19 protein-coding genes are annotated in these 19,034 nt (G+C 65.7%); 14 read left to right on the plus strand and 5 right to left on the minus strand.

Annotated features, from left to right (window positions below; all coding sequences use genetic code 11):
• Positions 1-183 precede the first annotated feature (183 nt).
• The 6 genes from gspD to panD all read left to right on the plus strand — a co-directional run bounded on the left by gspD (position 184) and on the right by panD (position 7,015).
• Complete coding sequence (gene gspD, locus GWK50_RS15250; RefSeq protein ID WP_162017216.1) at positions 184-2,400, plus strand: type II secretion system secretin GspD; 2,217 nt, start codon at positions 184-186, stop codon at positions 2,398-2,400.
• A gap of 2 nt (positions 2,401-2,402) precedes the next feature.
• The gene (locus GWK50_RS15255) at positions 2,403-3,791 is read left to right on the plus strand and encodes an ATPase, T2SS/T4P/T4SS family (RefSeq protein WP_162017217.1); all 1,389 of its coding nucleotides are present in this window, start codon (positions 2,403-2,405) and stop codon (positions 3,789-3,791) included.
• 60 nt (positions 3,792-3,851) lie between these two features.
• Positions 3,852-4,061, plus strand: coding sequence for a DUF3460 family protein (locus GWK50_RS15260; RefSeq protein WP_162017218.1), 210 nt, complete (start codon positions 3,852-3,854; stop codon positions 4,059-4,061).
• Between the two features lie 127 nt (positions 4,062-4,188).
• Complete coding sequence (locus GWK50_RS15265) at positions 4,189-4,986, plus strand: ScpA family protein (protein ID WP_242455488.1); 798 nt, start codon at positions 4,189-4,191, stop codon at positions 4,984-4,986.
• Between the two features lie 56 nt (positions 4,987-5,042).
• Positions 5,043-6,623, plus strand: a complete 1,581-nt coding sequence (gene nadB, locus GWK50_RS15270; protein WP_162017220.1) for an L-aspartate oxidase — start codon at positions 5,043-5,045, stop codon at positions 6,621-6,623.
• 11 nt (positions 6,624-6,634) lie between these two features.
• The gene (gene panD / locus GWK50_RS15275) at positions 6,635-7,015 is read left to right on the plus strand and encodes an aspartate 1-decarboxylase (protein ID WP_162017221.1); all 381 of its coding nucleotides are present in this window, start codon (positions 6,635-6,637) and stop codon (positions 7,013-7,015) included.
• 20 nt (positions 7,016-7,035) lie between these two features.
• Here the strand turns inward: panD and GWK50_RS15280 are convergent, their stop codons facing one another.
• Positions 7,036-7,542, minus strand: coding sequence for a DUF3427 domain-containing protein (locus GWK50_RS15280; RefSeq protein WP_162017222.1), 507 nt, complete (start codon positions 7,540-7,542; stop codon positions 7,036-7,038).
• Between the two features lie 197 nt (positions 7,543-7,739).
• Here GWK50_RS15280 and GWK50_RS15285 point away from each other — a divergent pair, with 197 nt between their 5' ends.
• From GWK50_RS15285 to GWK50_RS15300, 4 genes are all read left to right on the plus strand, one after another.
• Positions 7,740-8,714 carry a DNA cytosine methyltransferase gene (locus GWK50_RS15285; protein ID WP_197905024.1) on the plus strand — a complete coding sequence of 325 codons (975 nt, stop codon included), beginning with the start codon at positions 7,740-7,742 and terminating at the stop codon, positions 8,712-8,714.
• A gap of 99 nt (positions 8,715-8,813) precedes the next feature.
• Positions 8,814-9,857 (plus strand): restriction endonuclease, encoded by a 1,044-nt coding sequence (locus tag GWK50_RS15290; RefSeq protein WP_162017224.1) that lies wholly within the window; start codon positions 8,814-8,816, stop codon positions 9,855-9,857.
• Positions 9,858-9,948: 91 nt separating this feature from the next.
• Positions 9,949-11,055: an IS5 family transposase gene (locus GWK50_RS15295; RefSeq protein WP_162015180.1), complete on the plus strand. Its 1,107-nt coding sequence runs from the start codon at positions 9,949-9,951 to the stop codon at positions 11,053-11,055.
• A gap of 116 nt (positions 11,056-11,171) precedes the next feature.
• Complete coding sequence (locus GWK50_RS15300; RefSeq protein WP_162018141.1) at positions 11,172-11,480, plus strand: very short patch repair endonuclease; 309 nt, start codon at positions 11,172-11,174, stop codon at positions 11,478-11,480.
• 122 nt (positions 11,481-11,602) lie between these two features.
• Here GWK50_RS15300 and GWK50_RS15305 read toward each other — a convergent pair whose 3' ends face one another.
• The 4 genes from GWK50_RS15305 to nadC all read right to left on the minus strand — a co-directional run bounded on the left by GWK50_RS15305 (position 11,603) and on the right by nadC (position 15,751).
• Complete coding sequence (locus tag GWK50_RS15305) at positions 11,603-11,854, minus strand: hypothetical protein (RefSeq protein WP_162017225.1); 252 nt, start codon at positions 11,852-11,854, stop codon at positions 11,603-11,605.
• Between the two features lie 92 nt (positions 11,855-11,946).
• Positions 11,947-13,719, minus strand: a complete 1,773-nt coding sequence (locus tag GWK50_RS15310; protein WP_162017226.1) for a chorismate-binding protein — start codon at positions 13,717-13,719, stop codon at positions 11,947-11,949.
• A gap of 53 nt (positions 13,720-13,772) precedes the next feature.
• Entirely contained in the window at positions 13,773-14,891 is a 1,119-nt protein-coding gene (nadA, locus tag GWK50_RS15315) for a quinolinate synthase NadA (protein ID WP_162017227.1), read from the minus strand.
• On the minus strand, positions 14,888-15,751 hold the full coding sequence (gene nadC / locus GWK50_RS15320; protein ID WP_197905025.1) for a carboxylating nicotinate-nucleotide diphosphorylase: 864 nt from the start codon (positions 15,749-15,751) through the stop codon (positions 14,888-14,890). Before nadC ends, nadA begins: the two co-directional genes overlap by 4 nt.
• Before the next feature lie 132 nt (positions 15,752-15,883).
• Here nadC and panB point away from each other — a divergent pair, with 132 nt between their 5' ends.
• The 4 genes from panB to GWK50_RS15340 all read left to right on the plus strand — a co-directional run bounded on the left by panB (position 15,884) and on the right by GWK50_RS15340 (position 18,913).
• A complete protein-coding gene (panB, locus tag GWK50_RS15325; RefSeq protein WP_162017229.1) occupies positions 15,884-16,777 on the plus strand; it encodes a 3-methyl-2-oxobutanoate hydroxymethyltransferase in 894 nt (297 codons plus the stop codon).
• An 18-nt stretch (positions 16,778-16,795) separates the two neighbouring features.
• Positions 16,796-17,644, plus strand: coding sequence for a pantoate--beta-alanine ligase (panC, locus tag GWK50_RS15330; protein ID WP_162017230.1), 849 nt, complete (start codon positions 16,796-16,798; stop codon positions 17,642-17,644).
• 19 nt (positions 17,645-17,663) lie between these two features.
• Positions 17,664-18,269 (plus strand): hypothetical protein, encoded by a 606-nt coding sequence (locus GWK50_RS15335; protein WP_162017231.1) that lies wholly within the window; start codon positions 17,664-17,666, stop codon positions 18,267-18,269.
• An 86-nt stretch (positions 18,270-18,355) separates the two neighbouring features.
• Positions 18,356-18,913, plus strand: a complete 558-nt coding sequence (locus tag GWK50_RS15340) for a pseudouridine synthase (protein WP_242455397.1) — start codon at positions 18,356-18,358, stop codon at positions 18,911-18,913.
• Positions 18,914-19,034: the final 121 nt, after the last annotated feature.

Here is a 19,034-nt window from a genome sequence, read left to right on the forward strand (position 1 = left end):
GGATAGCTGGAATGAAACACCCCCTGTGTCGCTTCGCTCCTTCCCCCCGCTCTCTCAGCGCTGCGCACTGCGGGCAGGGGGACGCCACCGGTACGGCGGGGCGGCCCTTGCGCGGGAGCCCTGGCCTGGGGCGCGCCGGTTTCATGCGTCGCGGGTGCCGCGTTCGCACAATGGATAACTGATATGACCTGCTTGAACATGCCAACACGTTCTTTTGCTATTAAAACAATAGCTGCCGCCGCTTTATTCATGGGCGCTACAGGCCAAATTCATGCTCAAAACGTGCTGCAACCCGGCACCGCCAGCGTGCGCCCCGGCGAGCCGGTGACGCTGAACTTTGCCAATGCCGAGATCGAGGCCGTGGCGCGCACCATGGCCACCATCACCGGGCGCAACGTGGTGGTGGACCCGCGCGTGCGCGGGCAGATCAACCTCGTCACCGAACACGCCGTGCCGCCCGCCCAGGCGTTTGACCAGTTCCTGGCGGCGCTGCGCCTGCAAGGCTTCACGGTGGTGGAGGCCAGCGGCCTGTACAAGGTGGTGCCCGAGGCCGACGCCAAGCTGCAGGGCGGCAGCGTGAGCGTGGCCCAGAGCGGCGCCAGCGGCCCGGCGGGCGGGCAGATCGTGACGCAGATCTACCGCCTCAACCACGAAAGCGCCGCCAACCTGGTGCCCGTGCTGCGCCCGCTCATCAGCCCGAACAACACCATCAACGTGAGCCCTGGGACCAACGCGCTGGTCATCACCGACTACGCCGACAACCTGCAGCGCCTGGGCAAGATCATTGCGGCCATGGATGTGTCCACCGCCAGCGATGTGGAAATCATCCCGCTCAAGCACGCCATTGCCACCGACCTCGCTCCGCTGGTGGCGCGGCTGGTGGAAACGGGCAGCAGCGCCGGCGCGCCCGGAGCCGCCGCCGGTCAGAGCGATACCGGCGCCAAGACCACCCTGCTGGCCGAGCCCCGCAGCAACGCCCTGGTGCTGCGCGCCGCCAACCCCGCCCGCGTGGCCCAGGTGCGTGCCCTGGTCGAAAGGCTCGACCAGCCGCCCGCGCCCGGCAGCAGCGCTGCCAGCGGCAACATCCATGTGGTGTACCTGAAGAATGCCGACGCTACCAAGCTCGCCGCCACGCTGCGCGCCGCCATGGCGGCGGGCAGCGCCAATGCCGGGGGCGCCAGCACCAGCACGCCATCCACCGCCAGCACCAGCGCACCGGCGCTGGGCAGCGGGCTGAGCAGCACCGGCAGCAGCACATCCACGTCCTCTGCCAACAGCGGCCTGGGTGCGGGCGCCAGCAACAGCGCCGCGCCCGCCAACCAGCCCTCCACCGGCGGGCAGATCCAGGCCGACCCGACGACCAACTCGCTCATCATCACCGCGCCCGAGCCGCAGTACCGCCAGTTGCGCGCCGTGATCGACAAGCTCGACGGGCGCCGCGCGCAGGTGCTGGTCGAGAGCCTGATCGTCGAGGTCAACGCCAACAAGCTGGCCGAGTTCGGCATCCAGTGGCAAGGCGTGATGGGCAAGCAGGGCGACGGCACCATCGGCGTGATCGGCACCAACTCGGGCGCTGCGGGCGCCAACATCCTGGGCATCACGTCCGCGCTGGCCTCGGGCAACGCCGGCACCATCGGCACGGCAGTGGGCACCCTGGGCGGCGGGCTGAACCTCGCGCTGGCCCCCCGCGTGGGCGGCCAGTACTACCTGGGCGCGCTGGCCAACTTTCTGCAGAACAGCGGCGACGCCAACGTGCTCTCCACCCCCAACCTGATGACGCTGGACAACGAAGAGGCCAAGATCGTCATCGGCAACAACGTGCCCTTTGTCACCGGGTCGTATGCCAACACCGGCGGCAACAGTGGCGCGGTGAACCCCTTCACCACCGTGGAGCGCAAGGACGTGGGCCTGATGCTGCGCGTGCGCCCGCAGATCAACGAGAACGGCACGGTCAAGATGGCGATCTACCAGGAGGTCTCCAAGATCGACGACGCCACGCTCAAGAACGCCAACGGCCCCACCACCAGCAAGCGCTCCATCGAGTCCAACGTGCTGGTGGAGGACGGCAGCATCATCGTGCTGGGGGGGCTGCTGGAAGACAGCTACGCACAGGCCGAGGACAAGGTGCCCCTGCTGGGCGACGTGCCCATTGTGGGCAACCTGTTCCGCAGCGAAAACCGCTCGCGCAAGAAGACCAACCTGATGGTCTTTCTGCGCCCCGTGGTGGTGCGCGACGCGGCTGCCAGCGACGCGCTCATGATCGACCGCTACGAATCCATCCGCGCGCTGCAGCAGCAGGTGCAGCCCTCCTCCGGCGGCGTGCTGGGCAATGTGCAGGGTGCGCCCGTGCTGCCCTCGCTGCGCATGGAGCGCAGCACCGCGCCACACAACGCCCAGTGACCATGCGCCACCCCCTGCCCTACGCCTTTGCCCGCACCGCCCAGTTGCTGCTGGAGGACGACGGCCAGCAGCCCGTGCTCTGGCACGGCCCGGCGCCCGACATGGCGCTGCTGGGCGAAGTGCTGCGCAAGCATGCCGTGCGCCACCTGCAGGTGCTGGACGCCGCGGCCCTGGCCCAGCGCATCAGCGCCGCCTACGCCCAGGGCGAATCGAGCGCCGCCACGGTGGTCAGCGAGGTCGAGTCGGACACCGACCTCTCGCGCATGATGCAGGACCTGCCCGCCGTGGAAGACCTGCTGGAAGCCGCCGACGACGCGCCCATCATCCGCATGCTCAACGCCCTGCTCACGCAGGCCGCGCGCGACGGCGCGAGCGACATCCACATCGAGCCCTACGAGCGCCACAGCAGCGTGCGCTTCCGCGTGGACGGCACGCTGCGCGAGGTGGTGCAACCCAACCGCGCGCTGCACGCCGCGCTGATCTCGCGCCTGAAGATCATGGCCGAGCTGGACATCTCCGAAAAACGCCTGCCGCAGGACGGCCGCATCAGCCTGCGCCTGGGCACCCGCGCCATCGACGTGCGCGTCTCCACCCTGCCCAGCGCCCATGGCGAGCGCGCGGTGCTGCGCCTCTTGGACAAGAGCGAGAGCAAGCTGAGCCTGGAGGCCGTGGGCATGCAGGGCGACACGCTGCGCCGCTTCACCGGCCTGATCGCGCAGCCGCACGGCATCGTGCTCGTCACCGGCCCCACGGGCTCGGGCAAGACGACCACGCTGTACGCCGCCCTGAGCCGCCTGGACGCCACGCGCAGCAACATCATGACGGTGGAAGACCCGATCGAATACGAGCTGCCCGGCGTGGGCCAGACGCAGGTCAACCCCAAGATCGACCTGACGTTTGCCAAGGCCCTGCGCGCCATCCTGCGCCAGGACCCGGACATCATCATGATCGGCGAGATCCGCGACTTCGAGACCGCGCAGATCGCCATCCAGGCCTCGCTCACCGGCCACCTGGTGCTGGCCACGCTGCACACCAACGACGCCGCCAGCGCCGTCACGCGCCTGACCGACATGGGCGTGGAGCCGTTTTTGCTCAGCTCCTCCCTGCTGGGCGTGCTGGCCCAACGCCTGGTGCGCAAGGTGTGCCACGCCTGCGCCGGCAAGGGGTGCGAGGCCTGCGGCCACACCGGCTACGCGGGGCGCACCGGCCTGTTCGAACTGCTGGCGGTGGACGACGCCCTGCGCGCCCTGGTGCACAACCGCGCCAGCGAGGCCGACATCCGCGCCGCCGCACTGGCTGCGGGCATGCAGCTCATGCGCGAGGATGGCGAGCGCCTGATCGCCGCAGGGGTGACCACGCGCGAAGAGGTGGTACGGGTGACGCGGGATTGATGCCCAGGCCCCAGACCCCAGACCCCGCTAAAATCGACCACCCTTTTCCAGCCACACACCATGTCCCTCTTTGCCCGCCCCCACTACACCTCGGTTGCCACCCAGTTTCTGGACGAACTCAAGCAGCAAAAGCCCCAGCTCGAAGCAGGCCAACAGGTGGGCCGCGCGCTGCTGTGGGACAAGAAGGTGGACCGCAGCCTGTGGCAGGACTACCGCGCAGGCCGCGTCAACCAGAAGCCGTACGCGTTCTACTCGTACGACGGTTACTGACAAAAACAGGCTCTAGCGCAATAAATACGGGCGCTAGTAGCTATTATTTTTATAGCAAATGGGTTCTGTGACGGACACTGCCGCGCCCGTGCCTGCGGGTGATGCCGACGCGGCTGCGCCGTCCGCCATGCCCGAGGTGGTGGACCAGGTCGCGCTGGCGCGCCTGTACGGCGAGCCGCTGTTTGCGCTGCCCACCGACCTGTACATCCCGCCCGACGCGCTGGAGGTGTTTCTGGAGGCCTTCGAGGGGCCGCTCGATCTGCTGCTGTACCTGATCCGCAAGCAGAACTTCAACATCCTCGACATCCCCATGCTCAGCGTCACGCGCCAGTACCTGGCGTATGTGGACGAAATCCGCAGCCGCAATCTGGAGCTGGCGGCCGAGTACCTGCTGATGGCGGCCATGCTCATCGAGATCAAGTCGCGCATGCTGCTGCCCCCGCGCAAGCAGGAGGGCACCGACGAAGCACAGGACCCGCGCGCCGAGCTGGTGCGCCGCCTGCTCGAATACGAGCAAATGAAGCTGGCCGCGCAGCAGCTGGGCTACCTGCCACAGTACGGGCGCGACTTCCTCAAGGCCCAGGTCTTCATCGAGCAAAGCCTGCAACCGCGCTTCCCCGATGTGCACGTGGTCGATCTGCAGGAGGCCTGGCGCGACATCCTCAAACGCGCCAAGCTGGTGCAGCACCACAAGATCACGCGCGAGGAGCTGAGCGTGCGCGAATACATGAGCCAGGTGCTCAAGACGCTGCAGGGCCGCCGCTTTGTGGAGTTTGAGGAATTGTTCGACCCCGGCAAGGGCGGCACCGTGCTGGTGGTAACCTTTATTGCGCTGCTGGAGCTGGCCAAGGAAACCCTCATCGAGATCACCCAGGCCGAGGCCTACGCGCCCATCTACGTCCGGCTGGCCTACACGCCGGTCTGACAAGCGCCCTGCCCGGCCCACGGCCACACAGGGCGCTCAACCCGAGAGTTTCATCCATGGCATCGCACGACTTTGACGTATTGATTGTGGGCAGCGGCCTGGCGGGCCTCTCCACCGCACTGCATCTGGCGGCCACGCACCGCGTGGCGGTCATCACCAAGCGCGAGTTGCAGGACGGCTCCAGCGGCTGGGCGCAGGGCGGCATTGCCGCCGTGCTGGCCGACGACGACAGCTTTGCCGCCCACATCCAGGACACGCTGGTGGCGGGCGCGGGCCTGTGCGACCTGGCGACCACGCGCTTTGTGGTGGAGAACGCACCCCAGTCCATCGGCTGGCTGCGCAGCCTGGGCGTGCCATTCACGCTGGAAGGCGACGACCTGCACCTCACGCGCGAAGGCGGCCACAGCGCGCGGCGCATCGTGCACGCCACCGACGCCACCGGCGCCGCCGTGCAAAAGACGCTGATCGACGTGGTGCGCAGCACCCCCGGCATCACCGTGTTCGAGCACCACACCCTGGTGGACCTGATCACCGCCCGCAAGCTGGGCCTGTCGGGCCAGCGCTGCCTGGGCCTGTACGCGCTGGACGAAGCCAGCGACACGGTGGTGACCTTCCGCGCCCCGCAAACCATCCTGGCCACGGGCGGCGCGGGCAAGGTGTACCTCTACACCACCAACCCCGACACCGCCACCGGCGACGGCATTGCCGCCGCCTGGCGTGCCGGTTGCCGCGTGGGCAACATGGAGTTTGTGCAGTTCCACCCCACGGGGCTGTACCACCCGCGCGCCAAGTCCTTCCTCATCAGCGAAGCCGTGCGCGGCGAAGGCGGCAAACTGCTGCTGCCCGACGGCACGCGCTTCATGCCGCAGCACGACGAACGTGCCGAACTCGCCCCGCGCGACGTGGTGGCGCGCGCCATCGACTTCGAGATGAAGAAACACGGCCTGGACTGCGTGCACCTGGACATCTCGCACCAGAGCCCCGAGTTCCTGCGCGAGCACTTCCCCAACATCCTGGGCTATTGCGCATCGCTGGGCATCGACATCACCCGGGAGCCCATCCCCGTGGTTCCCACGGCCCACTTCACCTGCGGCGGCGTGCTCACCGACCTGTCGGGCCGCACCGACCTGCCCGGCCTGTACGCCGTGGGAGAGGTGGCCTGCACCGGCCTGCACGGCGCAAACCGCCTGGCCAGCAACTCGCTGCTCGAATGCATGGTGTTTGCGCGCGCCGCCGCGCAGCACATCGCCCAGGCGCCGCGCCAGCAAATCCCCGCGCTGCCGCGCTGGGACGACAGCCGCGTGCAGGACGCCGACGAATCGGTCGTCATCTCGCACAACTGGGACGAACTGCGCCGCTTCATGTGGGACTACGTGGGCATCGTGCGCACCAACAAGCGCCTGGAGCGCGCCGCGCACCGCATCGCCCTGCTCACCGGCGAAATCCACGAGTTCTATTCCCACTTCCACATCACGCGCGACCTGCTGGAGCTGCGCAACCTGGTGCAGGTGGCCGACCTCATCGTGCGCTCGGCCCAAATGCGCCGCGAAAGCCGCGGCCTGCACTACAGCCGCGACTACCCCGACCTGGCCGCACCGGCTGCGCCCACCATCCTCGTGCCCCCCGTCAACCATTGAAAAGCACCACCATGTACCGCACCCTGCTCAAGTCCAAGATCCACCGCGTGGCCGCCACGCAATGCGAACTGCACTACGAAGGCTCCTGCGCCATCGACGAAGACCTGCTCGACGCCGCCAACATCTGCGAAAACGAGCAGGTTCACATCTGGAACATCAACAACGGCGAACGCTTCATCACCTACGCCATCAAGGGCCAACGCGGCAGCGGCATGATTTCGGTGAACGGCTCGGCCGCACGCCGCGCCAGCGTGGGCGACCTGCTCATCATCGCCGCCTTCGCCCAGGTGCCCGAGGCCGACGTGGCCACGCACAAGCCGCAACTGGTGTTTGTGGATGAAAAGAACCGCCAGGTGGAACTGCGGCACAAGGTGCCTGTGCAGACGCTCTGACGCGGCTCCCACCGTTCGTTTCAGCCGCGCAGCACCGAGAAACGACGGAACATCGCCATAGGAACGTGGCGCTCCAGCTTCCAGACCATCGACATGGGCTTGGCGCCCGTCGGCTCGCCGTCGAGCGTGACAGGCCCCAGCGCGACAAACGGATGGTCTGGCGTTTCCCGAACGAACAACTGGAAACGCCACCCATTGGTAGCACTTTGCGTGTAGATGCGCCCCGATGCTGTGTCTGGCCCCGCGTTGTTCTGGCTTTGCCAGTGAAACAGCTCTGGACTGACGGCGTAGTCGTGATACGCGATGCGTTCGTGAAACCCCTCCTTTTTGTCCAGGGTCACAAACAAGAGTTGCAACTTGAGCGCCTTGAAATTCAGCAAACCCTCGAACATTGGCGGGCGTGCTTGCGGACTCCAAAACCCGGTGGCACTCAGGATTTCTGTCCGACTGTAGGTTCCATGCAGCAACAAGGGCCAGTCTTGCGGCACACCGGGCAAGGGCTCCAGTTCCAAATGCTTGGGAGCCACCAGCGTGAATCTCTACCCATATGTATGCAAGTCAATTAGGGAAAGCGCGCCCCTACGTGTAGTGCGCAATGGGTCAGAAATTAAGGGCGATACTGTATACTTTCACAGGAATTCCTGTGCATAACCCGATGACGTGAAGCGTTACAAAGCCATCAAACAGAGCCAAGGCCCATATGTTCGACTCCGAATCCACTCCCATGACCAGTATTCCTGCGACAAGCAAGACATGTTCGAGCGGCTCGAAGACTAAGCAAAAAATTAGGGTCATCTCGCTGTTCTCTGGCTGCGGGGGCATGGACCTCGGATTCGTTGGTGGATTTGAGTTTCTCGGGAAAAAATACGCGAAGACCCCATACCAAATCGTATGGGCAAATGACTTCAACGAGGCTGCTTGCCGCACATACGTGCGCAATATTGGCAAACATGTTCATCACGGTGATATTTGGAAGCTGATCGACGACATGCCGTCAGAGGCTGATGTCGTCATCGGCGGCTTCCCCTGTCAGGACATATCCGTCAACGGAAAAGGGGCGGGTGTTGATGGCAAGCGAAGCGGTCTGTATCGAGCCATGGTCGAAGTGGTTTCGCGAACAAAACCCAAGGTTTTCGTAGCTGAAAACGTGAAGGGTCTGCTGATGAAGCACAACGCGAAGTCCCTCGAACGCGTATTGACTGACTTCAAGGCCCTTGGCTATGAAGTGACTTTTCAGCTCTATCACGCTGCGGACTATGGCGTACCTCAAACGAGAGAGCGAGTCATCATCGTCGGGACACGTCCAGGCGTGCCGAAGTTTGTTCCGCCGAAGCCAACACACACGAAAGACACATACATCACTGCTAGGGCGGCAATTGACGATCTTTCAGACGTCCCCGAGAACGAGGACTTCAATCATGTTTGGAGTCGTGCCAACAAGAGTGCGGAGCAGGGCAATCGGAAATTGATTGCGGAGCGGCCGGGCTACACCATTCGCGCCGAATGCCACGGGAATATTCAATTTCACTACGAGTTGCCTCGACGCATTTCCATGCGGGAGGCGGCGCGCTTCCAGTCCTTCCCCGATAACTTCATCTTCGACGCAAAGTTGCGGGAAACCGAGAGGCAGGTTGGCAACGCTGTTCCACCCGTCCTCGCGTGGCATGTTGCCCAGGCTGTGAAAGGCTGCTTCAAGTAAGAACTTCGCTCTCCGCACACTTCCGGCGCACTTCTTGCTTCGTGCGTCGCTTGCGCATGCTACCCTTACAAACTGTATTCATGCAGTGCGAGGGATGCGATGACAGATGAGAAGTTCCAGGCGATCCTGGCGGACATATGTGAGCGGCTTACTACCGAAGCGCGCACTGCTGGCTTTGTATCGGCGAAGGCTTTCGAGAATCGCGTGCGCACACTCGCCCGCGAACTGATCACCGATCCGGCAATACACATTGACCTGGACCCTCCCGCACAGGGCTTCCCCGACATAGCCGCTGGCCGCTTCGGCATCGAGGTCAAGTTCACGACCAACGACACATGGCTGAGCATTGCGAACAGTGTCTTAGAGACAAACCGTGTCGCTGAGGTCGAGAATATTTTTGTCGTTTTCGGCAAGATGGGCGGAACCCCTGATGTTCGTTGGAGCAGTTACGAGGATTGCGTGGTTCACGTGCGAACTTCGCATGTACCTCGCTTCGAGGTCGAGCTCCCACCAGCGGGCGGAACAGTGCCGCTGTTCCAGCAAATGGGTATCTCGTATGACCAATTTCGTCAGTTACCCATGGATGAAAAGATGAGGCATATCCGCGAATACGCGCGCGGACGATTGAAGAAGGGCGAGCGACTGTGGTGGCTCGAAGACTCAGCAGAGCCTGAACACACACTTCCGATCCAAGCTCGCCTTTATACGAAGCTAAGCATGGAGGAGAAGACCCGACTGAGAGCCGAAGCGGTGTTGCTCTGTCCTCGAGTCGTTGAGTCTGGCAGAACGAGAGACAAATACGACGATGTGGTTCTCTACCTTCTGACCTATCACGGCGTGCTCTGCCATCAGGCAAGAGACTTGTTCTCGGCTGGAAGTGTCGCTAATCCTGATAATGACGACAACGGCGGTGTCTACATTCAACGCGCGTTGAAGTTGATCGAAGCAGACATCGTTGCTGCTACTGCCCGCCTGGATGATGCCGTTTTTGTGGAGTATTGGGGTGAGTCCGTCAAACCAAGCGACCGCATTGCGAGATGGCTCGAAAAGGCAGATGGATTCGCGCGCGATTGGCTGCCATCCGCAAGCTTATTCCTAGAATATCAGGATGAGCGCGCTCGTCAGTCAAGCCCAAAGGCCTAACAGGCTGCTGAAATACCCCTTTCGTCGCTCCCCGTGAGGCGCCTTTGCAGGACAATCGAGGCACCCCAGCGACCAGACAGACGAGCCAGACATGCGCGGAGCCGACACCTTCACCGAGAGCCTGTTCACCATGCGCCACCTCGATGACTTCGTGCCCTCAGATCACCCCTTGCGCGTGATCCGTGTGATGGTCAACAAGGCCCTGTCGAACATGGATGAGCTGTTTGCCCAGATGTACGCAGCCGACATCAAAGGCGGGCGTCCCAGCATTGCCCCCGAGAAACTGCTGCGCGCCATGCTCATTCAGGTGCTCTACAGCGTGCGCTCGGAGCGCCAACTCATGGAGCAAACCCAGTACAACCTGCTGTTTCGCTGGTTCATTGGCCTGGCCATGGACGATGCCGTGTGGGTGCCCACCGTCTTCAGCAAGAACCGCGAACGCCTTATCGAGCACGATGCCGTCATCGAGTTCTTCAACCAGATCGTGCAGCAAGCCCAAGAGCAGGAACTGCTCAGTGGTGAACACTTCAGCGTGGACGGCACCCTGATCCAGGCCTGGGCGGGCCACAAGAGCTTTGTGCGCAAAGACGGCGGTGATGGCAATGACGCTGGCAACTTCAAAGGCCAAGCCCGCAGCAACGACACCCACCAGTCAAGCACGGATGCCGATGCCAGGCTCTATCGCAAAGGCAACACCGCCAGCGAACTGCGCTACATGGGCCACACCTTGAGCGACAACCGCAACGGCCTGATCGTCAGTGCCGTAGTTACCCAGGCCGACGGGTATGCAGAGCGCGAAGCGGCCAAGGCCATGATCAACGATGCCCGTCAGGCACTGCCCGATGACGCATCCGTCACCATCACATTGGGCGCAGACAAGGGCTACGACGCCAAAGAGTTCATCCAAGCCCTGCAAGAGATGAACGTACTGCCCCATGTGGCGCAGAACAAGTCAGGACGCCAGTCGGCGGTACCTGAGCCAATAGCAAACAGCGAAGGGTATGCCATGTCTCAGCAAAAGAGAAAGCTCATTGAACAGGGCTTTGGCTGGGCCAAGTGGATCGGCAACATCCGGCAAGTCATGGTGCGCGGACTGCAAAAAGTCGATCAGCTGTTTGTGCTGAACATGGCTGCGTACAACCTCACGCGCATGCGCACCTTGGGACAGGTGCGTCTGCAGGGTGCCAAAGGGGTGTAGAAGGCAGGGGAAATGCCTCGGAAACGAGCAAAAAAGGGCCGAACTGCTCAAAAAACAGGCAAACTCACCAAAAATGGAGAGATGGGGCGGGCTGCAGTGGGGAGTATTTCAGCAGCCTGCTAGGCTATCGCTACAGATTGCATTACGCAAAGCTCCCAGGAAAGCCGGACTTGGCATTCCCCTCTCGGCGAAAAGCGATTTTCATTCATGGCTGCTTCTGGCATCGTCATGCAGGCTGCAAGAAAACACGCCTGCCGAAGAGGCGCTTGGAATATTGGGAAGCCAAATTCGCAGCGAATGTTACACGCGATTCAAAGAACCAGGCCGCACTTCTGGCACTAGGCTGGCGGTTTATGGTGGTTTGGGAGTGCGAACTGCACGACCTGGAACGCCTAACCCGACGTATCGTGAGATTTCTCGACTAGAGTTCGTGCAGCGCACGTTCCAGCGCACTGTTGAGCAGACGGTCGTAAAGACCGTCAGGCAGCCTCGTCATGGATCAAATCCCTCCGGTGGAAAACAGCAAGCTGGCGCAGCACCGCGCCCCTCAGCGCAACGGCAGCGGCGTGCTCACGCCCAGCAGCAGGCCCAGGGCGAATACGGCCATCACCAGGCCTGCGGTGGCGTACATGGCCCAGGCCAGCCAGAACAGGCCTGGCTGCTCATCGCGGCGCCATTCCAGGCGGCCCTTGAAGCCGTTGGAGCCAAAAGGCAGCCAGCCCCGCGCCAGGCTTTGGTAGGCCACGCCCAGCAGCCCCAGGCCCAGGATCAAAAAGAAGATGCCTTGAAACAGCGCCATGCTGCCGTCCTCCGTGGGTTCACACCGATCCATACCGATGGCGAACCACTGTACCAGCACCGCTGGCGCGGGCGGCGTGCAGGCGGTGGCTATCAGCCCAGGTGCGCCTGCAGCCAGCCGCGCAGGCTGTTGATGAAGGCCCAGCCCTGCACGCGCGGCAGATCCTGAAGCCGCACCACGGCCTCGATCACCCGGCCATCGCGCAGCGCCACGGCGCGGCCCACGCCGGGCAGCAGGCCGCAGGCCAGCGGCGGCGTGACCCAGCGGCCATCGAGCAGCATGGCGATGTTGCCGAAGGTGCTTTCGGTGATCTCGCCTTCCTCGTTCCACAGCACGGTGTCGAACACGCCCGGCTCCTGGGGCGCAAACGCGGCGTAGTGCGCGCGGCGCGTGGTCTTGTGGCGCACGAATTCGCTGTGCGCCTGGGCCAGCGGGCGCTGCGCCAGGCGCAGCAGCACGGGTTCGGGCGTGGGGGCCAGGGCAAAGGCCTCGGCTCGTGGCGAGCCTGCGGCGCCCAGCAGCAGGCGCGTGCGCCAGGCCCCCTGCGGGTGGCTGCCCGCCAGCGCCTGCAGGCACTGGTGCACGGCGGTGGTGTCCCAAGGCACGCCGAAATGCGCCGCCGCCTGCTCCATGCGCGCCAGGTGCTCGGGCAGGTGGTGGTAGGCACCGTCCTCCAGCCGCAGGGTTTCCAGCAGGTCGAAGGGCTCACTGGCGCGTTCGACAAAGGCGCGCTTGGCGGCCCATTCGCGCCATTCGGCGTTGGCGTCGGCGCCCCAGACAATGCCGCTGCCAATGCCGCAGCGGGCCTCGCTGCCCAGCAGTTCGACGGTGCGGATGGGTACGTTGAAGGTGGCGTGCAGGCCGCCGCCGGCAGCGGGCCGCAGCAGGCCCACGGCGCCGCAGTACACGCCGCGCGGCCCGTCTTCGAGCTGGGCGATGGTGCGCATGGCCTGCACCTTGGGCGCACCGGTGACGGAGCCGCAGGGGAACAGCGCCGCAAACACGTCCTGCAGCCGCGTGCCCGTGCGCGTGGTGGCGGCCACGTCCGAGGTCATCTGCCACACGGTGGGCAGCGCCTCGGTATGGAACAGCCGGGGCACGCGCACGCTGTGGGGCTGAGCGATGCGCGAGAGGTCGTTGCGCAGCAGGTCCACGATCATCACGTTTTCCGCGCGCTCCTTGGGCGAGTTGCGCAGGTGCGCGGCCTGCGCGGCGTCGTCCTGCGGCGTGGCGCCGCGTGCGGCCGTGCCTTTCATGGGGCGGGTGAGGATGGGGCCGCTGCCCTGCGGCCCGGCCTGCCAGTCGAAGAACAGCTCGGGCGAGACGGACAGCACCTGCCCGGCGGCAGCGCCGTCGATCCACGCCGCGTAGCCGCCGCCCTGGGCGCGCTGCAAGGCGGCAAACAAGGCCTGCGCCGTGCCCGACCAGCGCCCGCGCAGCCGTGCGGTGTGGTTGACCTGGTAGTAGGTGCCGCGGGCAATGCCGTCCTGGATGTGCGCCAGCGCGGCGTCAAACGCGGCGCGCTCGGGCTGGGTGTGCCAGTCGATGCGCGCATCGTCTGCGGCTGTCGCTGCGGTGGGCCAGGGCAGCGGCGCATCGTGCGCCGCAAACCAGGCCAGGGGCAGCGCGGGGTCGCCCGCCTGCACGGCGAGCGCGGGGTCGAACGCGGGCGCGGCCTCGTAGCGCAGCCAGCCCAGCACCCAGGCGCCGCTGCGCGCTGCGGCCTCGGCAGCGTCGAGCACGGCACGCACCTCGTGCAGCGCATGGGCCGCCCACACGGTGCGTGGCGCGCCAAACGCATGGCACAGGCGGGCACCGGCCGCATCATGCGGGTCGGCAAAGTCGATCAGTGAACCAATGGTCAAAATGGCCTCCAGCGCTTATTGGATAAGCGCCAGCAGCTACTATTTTGATAGCATCATGCCGCGCCGATATGGGGCACCAGGCCACTGACTGGCTGACCGCTGCGCAGGGCGGCGGTGAAGGCCAGCATGCGGTCTATGGGCATGCGCGCGCGTGGGATCAGCGCCGGGTCCACATGCACGGCGTTGGCGCCGGTCTCCAGCACGCGGGCCACGTCGGCCAGGCCGTTCATGGCCATCCAGGGGCAATGGGCGCAGCTCTTGCAGGTGGCGCTGTTGCCGGCGGTGGGGGCTTCGATGAAGCGCTTGCCGGGGTTGAGCGTGCGCAGCTTGTGCATCATGCCGTTGTCGGTGGCGACGATGAACTCCTGGGCGTCCATGGTCTGCGCGGCCTTGAGGATGGCGGAGGTGGAGCCCACGGCGTCGGCCAGGGCGATGACCTCGGCCGGGCTTTCGGGGTGCACCAGCACCTTGGCGTGGGGGTGCTCCTTCTTCAGCGCTTCGAGCTCGAAGGCCTTGAACTCGTCGTGCACGATGCAGGCGCCGTTCCAGAACACCATGTCGGCGCCGGTTTCGCGGCGGATGTAGTCGCCCAGGTGGCGGTCGGGCGCCCACAGGATTTTGTGGCCCTGGTCCTTGAGCGCACGCACGATGTCCAGCGCGCAGCTCGATGTGACGAGCCAATCGGCGCGCGCCTTCACGGCGGCGCTGGTGTTGGCATAGACGACCACGGTGCGGTCAGGGTGCTGGTCGCAGAAGGCGCTGAACTCCTCAATGGGGCAGCCCAGGTCGAGCGAGCAATTGGCATCCAGGTCGGGCATGAGCACGGTCTTCTCGGGCGAGAGGATCTTGGCCGTCTCGCCCATGAAGCGCACGCCGCTGACCACCAGCGTTTGCGCGGCATGGTCGCGGCCAAAGCGCGCCATCTCCAGCGAATCGCTGACGATGCCACCGGTCTCCTCGGCCAGGTCCTGCAGGTCGGGGTGCACGTAGTAGTGCGACACCATGACCGCGTTCTTTTCCTTCAGCAAACGGCGGATCTTGTCCTTGAGCGCGGCACGCTCGTCCTGCGACAGCTCGGCGGGCACACGCGCCCAGGCGTGTTTGGTGGAGCAGACCGCGCCGCCTTCGGGCTGTTCGTAATCGACTTCTTTGAGGGTGATCGTGGTGTTCATGGCAGCTCCTGGAGGCGCATCGAGAAGTCGGTGGCCTTGACGTCCTTGGTCAGCGTACCGATGGAAATGCGGTCCACGCCGGTTTCTGCAAGGGCGCGCAGGCCCTCCAGCGTCACGCCGCCCGAGATTTCGAGGATGGCGCGACCGGCGTTGATGCGCACGGCCTCGTGCAGCATGGGCAGGGGCATGTTGTCCAGCAGCACCATTCTCGCGCCCGCGTCCAGCGCCTCGCGCAGTTGCTCCAGCGTTTCCACCTCGATCTCGATGAACTGCGCGCGCGCGGCCCCCTGCTGCGCGGCCTGCAGCACGGCGCTGACGCCGCCCGCAGCGGCAATGTGGTTTTCCTTGATGAGGACGGCGTCGTGCAGACCGATGCGGTGGTTGGTGCCGCCGCCCACGCGCACTGCGTACTTCTGCGCGAGGCGCAGGCCGGGGATGGTCTTGCGCGTGTCCACAATGTGGGCACGGGTGCCGCGCACGGCCTCCACGTAGGTGGCCGTCTTGGTCGCCACGGCAGACAGCAGTTGCAGGAAGTTGAGCGCCGTACGCTCGGCGCTCAGCAGCGCGCGGGCGTCGCCCTCGGCCTCCAGCACCACCTGGTCGGGGGTGCTGCGCTGTCCCTCGGCCACATGCCAGGTGATGCGCACGGTGGGGTCCAGCGCGCGCAGCGCCGCTTCGGCCCAGGGTGCGCCGCAGATGACGGCGGCTTCGCGCGCCAGCACGCGGGCGCGGGCACGGCGCCCGGCGGGCACCAGGGCAGCGGTCAGGTCACCGCTGCCGACGTCTTCCTGCAGCGCGCGGGCCACATCCAGCAGCACCTGGGTGCCAAGCGGTTCCATCGTGGGGTCTTTGGGGTTCATGTCCATGTTCTTCAATGCGCAGCGCCCTGGCCGGGCGGGGCCAGGGCCAGCAGCGCTGGGGTGATTCAACCCCAAAGCATAGCGGCTTCGACTAGACTGCCGGGCTCCACGGCTTTTTGCGATTGAGGCACCATGACCGATCCCACCACGCCCCCTTCCACTCCCAGCGGCACGCCCTACGGCACGCTGCCCCCCGCGTCCCCACTGCCCCAGCGCCGCCCGGTGAGCCTGCCGCGTCTGCAGCAAATGCGCGAAGCGGGCGAAAAAATCACCATGCTGACGGCCTACGACGCCACCTTTGCCGCCGTGGCCGACGCTGCGGGCGTGGAATGCCTGCTGGTGGGCGATTCGCTGGGCATGGTCTGCCAGGGCCTGCACAGCACGGTGGGCGTGACGCTGGAAACCATGGTCTATCACACCGAAAGCGTGGCGCGCGGCCTGCGCCGCGTGCAGGGCACGGCCTGGCTGATCGCCGACCTGCCCTATGGCAGCTACGCCGAAAGCCGCGAACAGGCGCTGCGCAGCGCCTGCGAGCTGATGCGCGCCGGGGCCCACATGGTCAAGCTCGAAGGCGGCGGCTGGACAGCACCCACGGTGCAGTTCCTCGTCGAGCGCGGCGTGCCCGTGTGCGCCCACCTGGGCCTCACGCCGCAAACGGTGCACGCCCTGGGCGGCTACCGGGTGCAGGGCAAGACCGAGCAGGCCGCGCAAACCCTGCGCCGCCACGCCCACGAGCTGCAGGACGCCGGCGCCACCATGCTGGTGCTGGAAATGGTGCCCGCGCTGCTCTCGGCCGAACTGACCCAGGAACTGCAGCACTGCCACACCATCGGCATTGGCGCGGGCAACGGCACGGCAGGCCAGGTGCTGGTGCTGCACGACATGCTGGGGCTGAACCTGGGCAAGATGGCCAAGTTCGTGCACAACTTCATGCAGGACGCAGACAGCGTGCGCGGCGCCATGGAGGCCTACGTCCAGGCCGTCAAGCAAGGCCGCTTCCCCGACAACACCCTGCACGCCTGGTAAGGCGTACTCCCTTTCCCCATGCAGATCATCCACACCATTCCCGAGCTGCGCGCCGCCCTGGCGCAAAGCCGCAACCCTGCTTTCGTGCCCACCATGGGCAACCTGCACGACGGCCATCTGGCCCTGGTGCGCCAGGCCAAGCCGCTGGGCGACACGCTGGTGGCCAGCATCTTCGTCAACCGCCTGCAGTTTCTGCCGCACGAAGATTTCGACAGCTACCCCCGCACCCTGCAGGTGGACGCCGACAAGCTGCGCGCCGCAGGCTGCGATGTGCTGTTTGCCCCCAGCGAGCAGGACCTGTACCCCGAGCCGCAGACCTTCAAGGTGCAACCCGATCCGCAACTGGCCGACATTCTGGAAGGGCAGTTCCGCCCCGGCTTCTTCACCGGCGTGTGCACGGTGGTGATGAAGCTGTTTTCCGCCGTGTTTGCGGGCAAGGCCCAGGGTACGGCGCTGTTTGGGCAAAAGGACTACCAGCAGCTCATGGTGCTGCGCCGCATGGTGCAGCAGTTTGCGCTGCCCCTGGACATCGTGGCCGGAACCACGCAGCGCGCCGACGATGGCCTGGCACTGAGTTCACGCAACGGCTACCTGAGCGAGGCCGAGCGCCAGGAGGCGGTGCAACTGTCGCTGGCCCTGCGCGCCCTGGCACGCGACGCTGTGGCCGCAGCCCACGCCCTGCCCGCGCAGCGCGAAGCGCTTGAGGCGCGCGCCCTGCAGGCCCTGACCGCACGCGGCTGGCAGCCCGACTACCTGACCGTGCGCCGCCGCAGCGACCTGCAGCCCCCCCAGGCCGGTGATGCGCTGGTGGTGCTGGGCGCCGCCCGCCTGGGCCGCACGCGCCTGATCGACAACCTGGAAGTCTGACGCGCCAGACCACGGCCCCATGGACATCCTGCTCCTTGCCCTGCTCCTGTCCATTGGCATCTTCGTGCTCAATGGCAAGCAGCAGCGCCAGCGCATCGGCCTGCTGGCCAGCCACCTGGCGCAGTACCAGATCGAGAAGCTGCTGGAAAACCTCATCGAGGGCTACATGCGTGCCCTGGGCGAAACCGACCCCGCCCGGCGCCAGCAGATCTGGGACCTGCTGCGCACCACCGAGCTGCAACTGAGCGAGCAGTTCGGCCAACTGGCGACCGAAATGGCGCGCGTGGACGCTGCCCTCACCCGCGTGAGCACCCTGCCGCTGGCCCTGCCGTTTGCCGACCAGTGGTGGCCCAGCGCCAGCTTCGACCTGCGCCAGGCATTCAAGATCCACGCCGAAGGCATTGAGCGCGCGGTGCGCAACGACGCCCAGCGCGCCCCCAAGGACAAGGCCTTCACGCTGATGGCCGAGCTGTTTTTGATGCAGCACACCTGCCACTGGTACTGCAAGTCCAAGCCCGTGGCCTCGGCGCGCCTGATGGCGCGGCACCAGACGGCGTATGCACAGGTGATCGACGCTGTGGACCCTGCCACGCGCCGTGCCTACCTCGCCTTGGTCAAAGGCTGAGGGGTATGGCCCCGCCTCCCCGCAACGCTCGCGGGACGCGCAACCCATCAGCGGCGCCGCGCCGCACCGCGCAACCACGACCGGCCGTGCCCCGGCTGCTACTGCTGAACAAGCCCTTCGACGTGCTCACCCAGTTCAGCCCCGACGGCAGCGGGCGCCGCACCCTCAAGGACTTTGTGGACGTGCCCGGTGTGTACCCTGCCGGACGCCTGGACCGCGACAGCGAAGGCCTGCTGCTGCTGACCAACGACGGCCCGCTGCAGGCCCGCATTGCCGACCCACGCCACAAGCTGCCCAAAACCTATTGGGTGCAGGTGGAAGGCACGCCGACCGAAGATCAACTGCGCCAACTGCGCGAGGGCGTGCTGTTGAACGACGGCCCCACCCTGCCCGCCCAGGCGCAGTGCCTGGCCGAAGCGCCTGCGCTGTGGGAGCGCCAGCCGCCCATCCGGGTGCGCCAGAGCATTCCCACGGCCTGGCTGGAACTGACCATCCGCGAGGGCCGCAACCGCCAGGTGCGCCGCATGACCGCCGCCGTGGGCCTGCCCACGCTGCGCCTGGTGCGCGTGCGCATCGGCCCTTGGGGATTGGAGGGATTGGCGCCGGGAGAGTGGCGCGAGGTGCAGACCCCAACCCTGACCTGAATCAGGAGGTGCGCACCACCCATGCCGCATGAAACGAGCGCGCCCCACATCGGCAGCCACCGCGCAAGGGCCGCCCCGCCGCGCTGGTGGCGTCCCCCTTCCGCATCGCTCAGCGATGCCA

It is taken from the genome of Acidovorax sp. 210-6 (genome assembly GCF_010020825.1).
In the GTDB taxonomy this organism is placed as follows: domain Bacteria; phylum Pseudomonadota; class Gammaproteobacteria; order Burkholderiales; family Burkholderiaceae_C; genus Simplicispira; species Simplicispira sedimenti.

Coding starts and splice junctions, on each gene's coding strand:
- gspD (WP_162017216.1), top strand. CDS start 184: ATGACCTGCTTGAACATGCCAACACGTTCTTTTGCTATTAAAACAATA.
- GWK50_RS15255 (WP_162017217.1), top strand. CDS start 2,403: ATGCGCCACCCCCTGCCCTACGCCTTTGCCCGCACCGCCCAGTTGCTG.
- GWK50_RS15260 (WP_162017218.1), top strand. CDS start 3,852: ATGTCCCTCTTTGCCCGCCCCCACTACACCTCGGTTGCCACCCAGTTT.
- GWK50_RS15265 (WP_242455488.1), top strand. CDS start 4,189: ATGCCCGAGGTGGTGGACCAGGTCGCGCTGGCGCGCCTGTACGGCGAG.
- nadB (WP_162017220.1), top strand. CDS start 5,043: ATGGCATCGCACGACTTTGACGTATTGATTGTGGGCAGCGGCCTGGCG.
- panD (WP_162017221.1), top strand. CDS start 6,635: ATGTACCGCACCCTGCTCAAGTCCAAGATCCACCGCGTGGCCGCCACG.
- GWK50_RS15285 (WP_197905024.1), top strand. CDS start 7,740: ATGACCAGTATTCCTGCGACAAGCAAGACATGTTCGAGCGGCTCGAAG.
- GWK50_RS15290 (WP_162017224.1), top strand. CDS start 8,814: ATGACAGATGAGAAGTTCCAGGCGATCCTGGCGGACATATGTGAGCGG.
- GWK50_RS15295 (WP_162015180.1), top strand. CDS start 9,949: ATGCGCGGAGCCGACACCTTCACCGAGAGCCTGTTCACCATGCGCCAC.
- GWK50_RS15305 (WP_162017225.1), bottom strand. CDS start 11,854: ATGGCGCTGTTTCAAGGCATCTTCTTTTTGATCCTGGGCCTGGGGCTG.
- nadA (WP_162017227.1), bottom strand. CDS start 14,891: ATGAACACCACGATCACCCTCAAAGAAGTCGATTACGAACAGCCCGAA.
- nadC (WP_197905025.1), bottom strand. CDS start 15,751: ATGAACCCCAAAGACCCCACGATGGAACCGCTTGGCACCCAGGTGCTG.
- panB (WP_162017229.1), top strand. CDS start 15,884: ATGACCGATCCCACCACGCCCCCTTCCACTCCCAGCGGCACGCCCTAC.
- panC (WP_162017230.1), top strand. CDS start 16,796: ATGCAGATCATCCACACCATTCCCGAGCTGCGCGCCGCCCTGGCGCAA.
- GWK50_RS15335 (WP_162017231.1), top strand. CDS start 17,664: ATGGACATCCTGCTCCTTGCCCTGCTCCTGTCCATTGGCATCTTCGTG.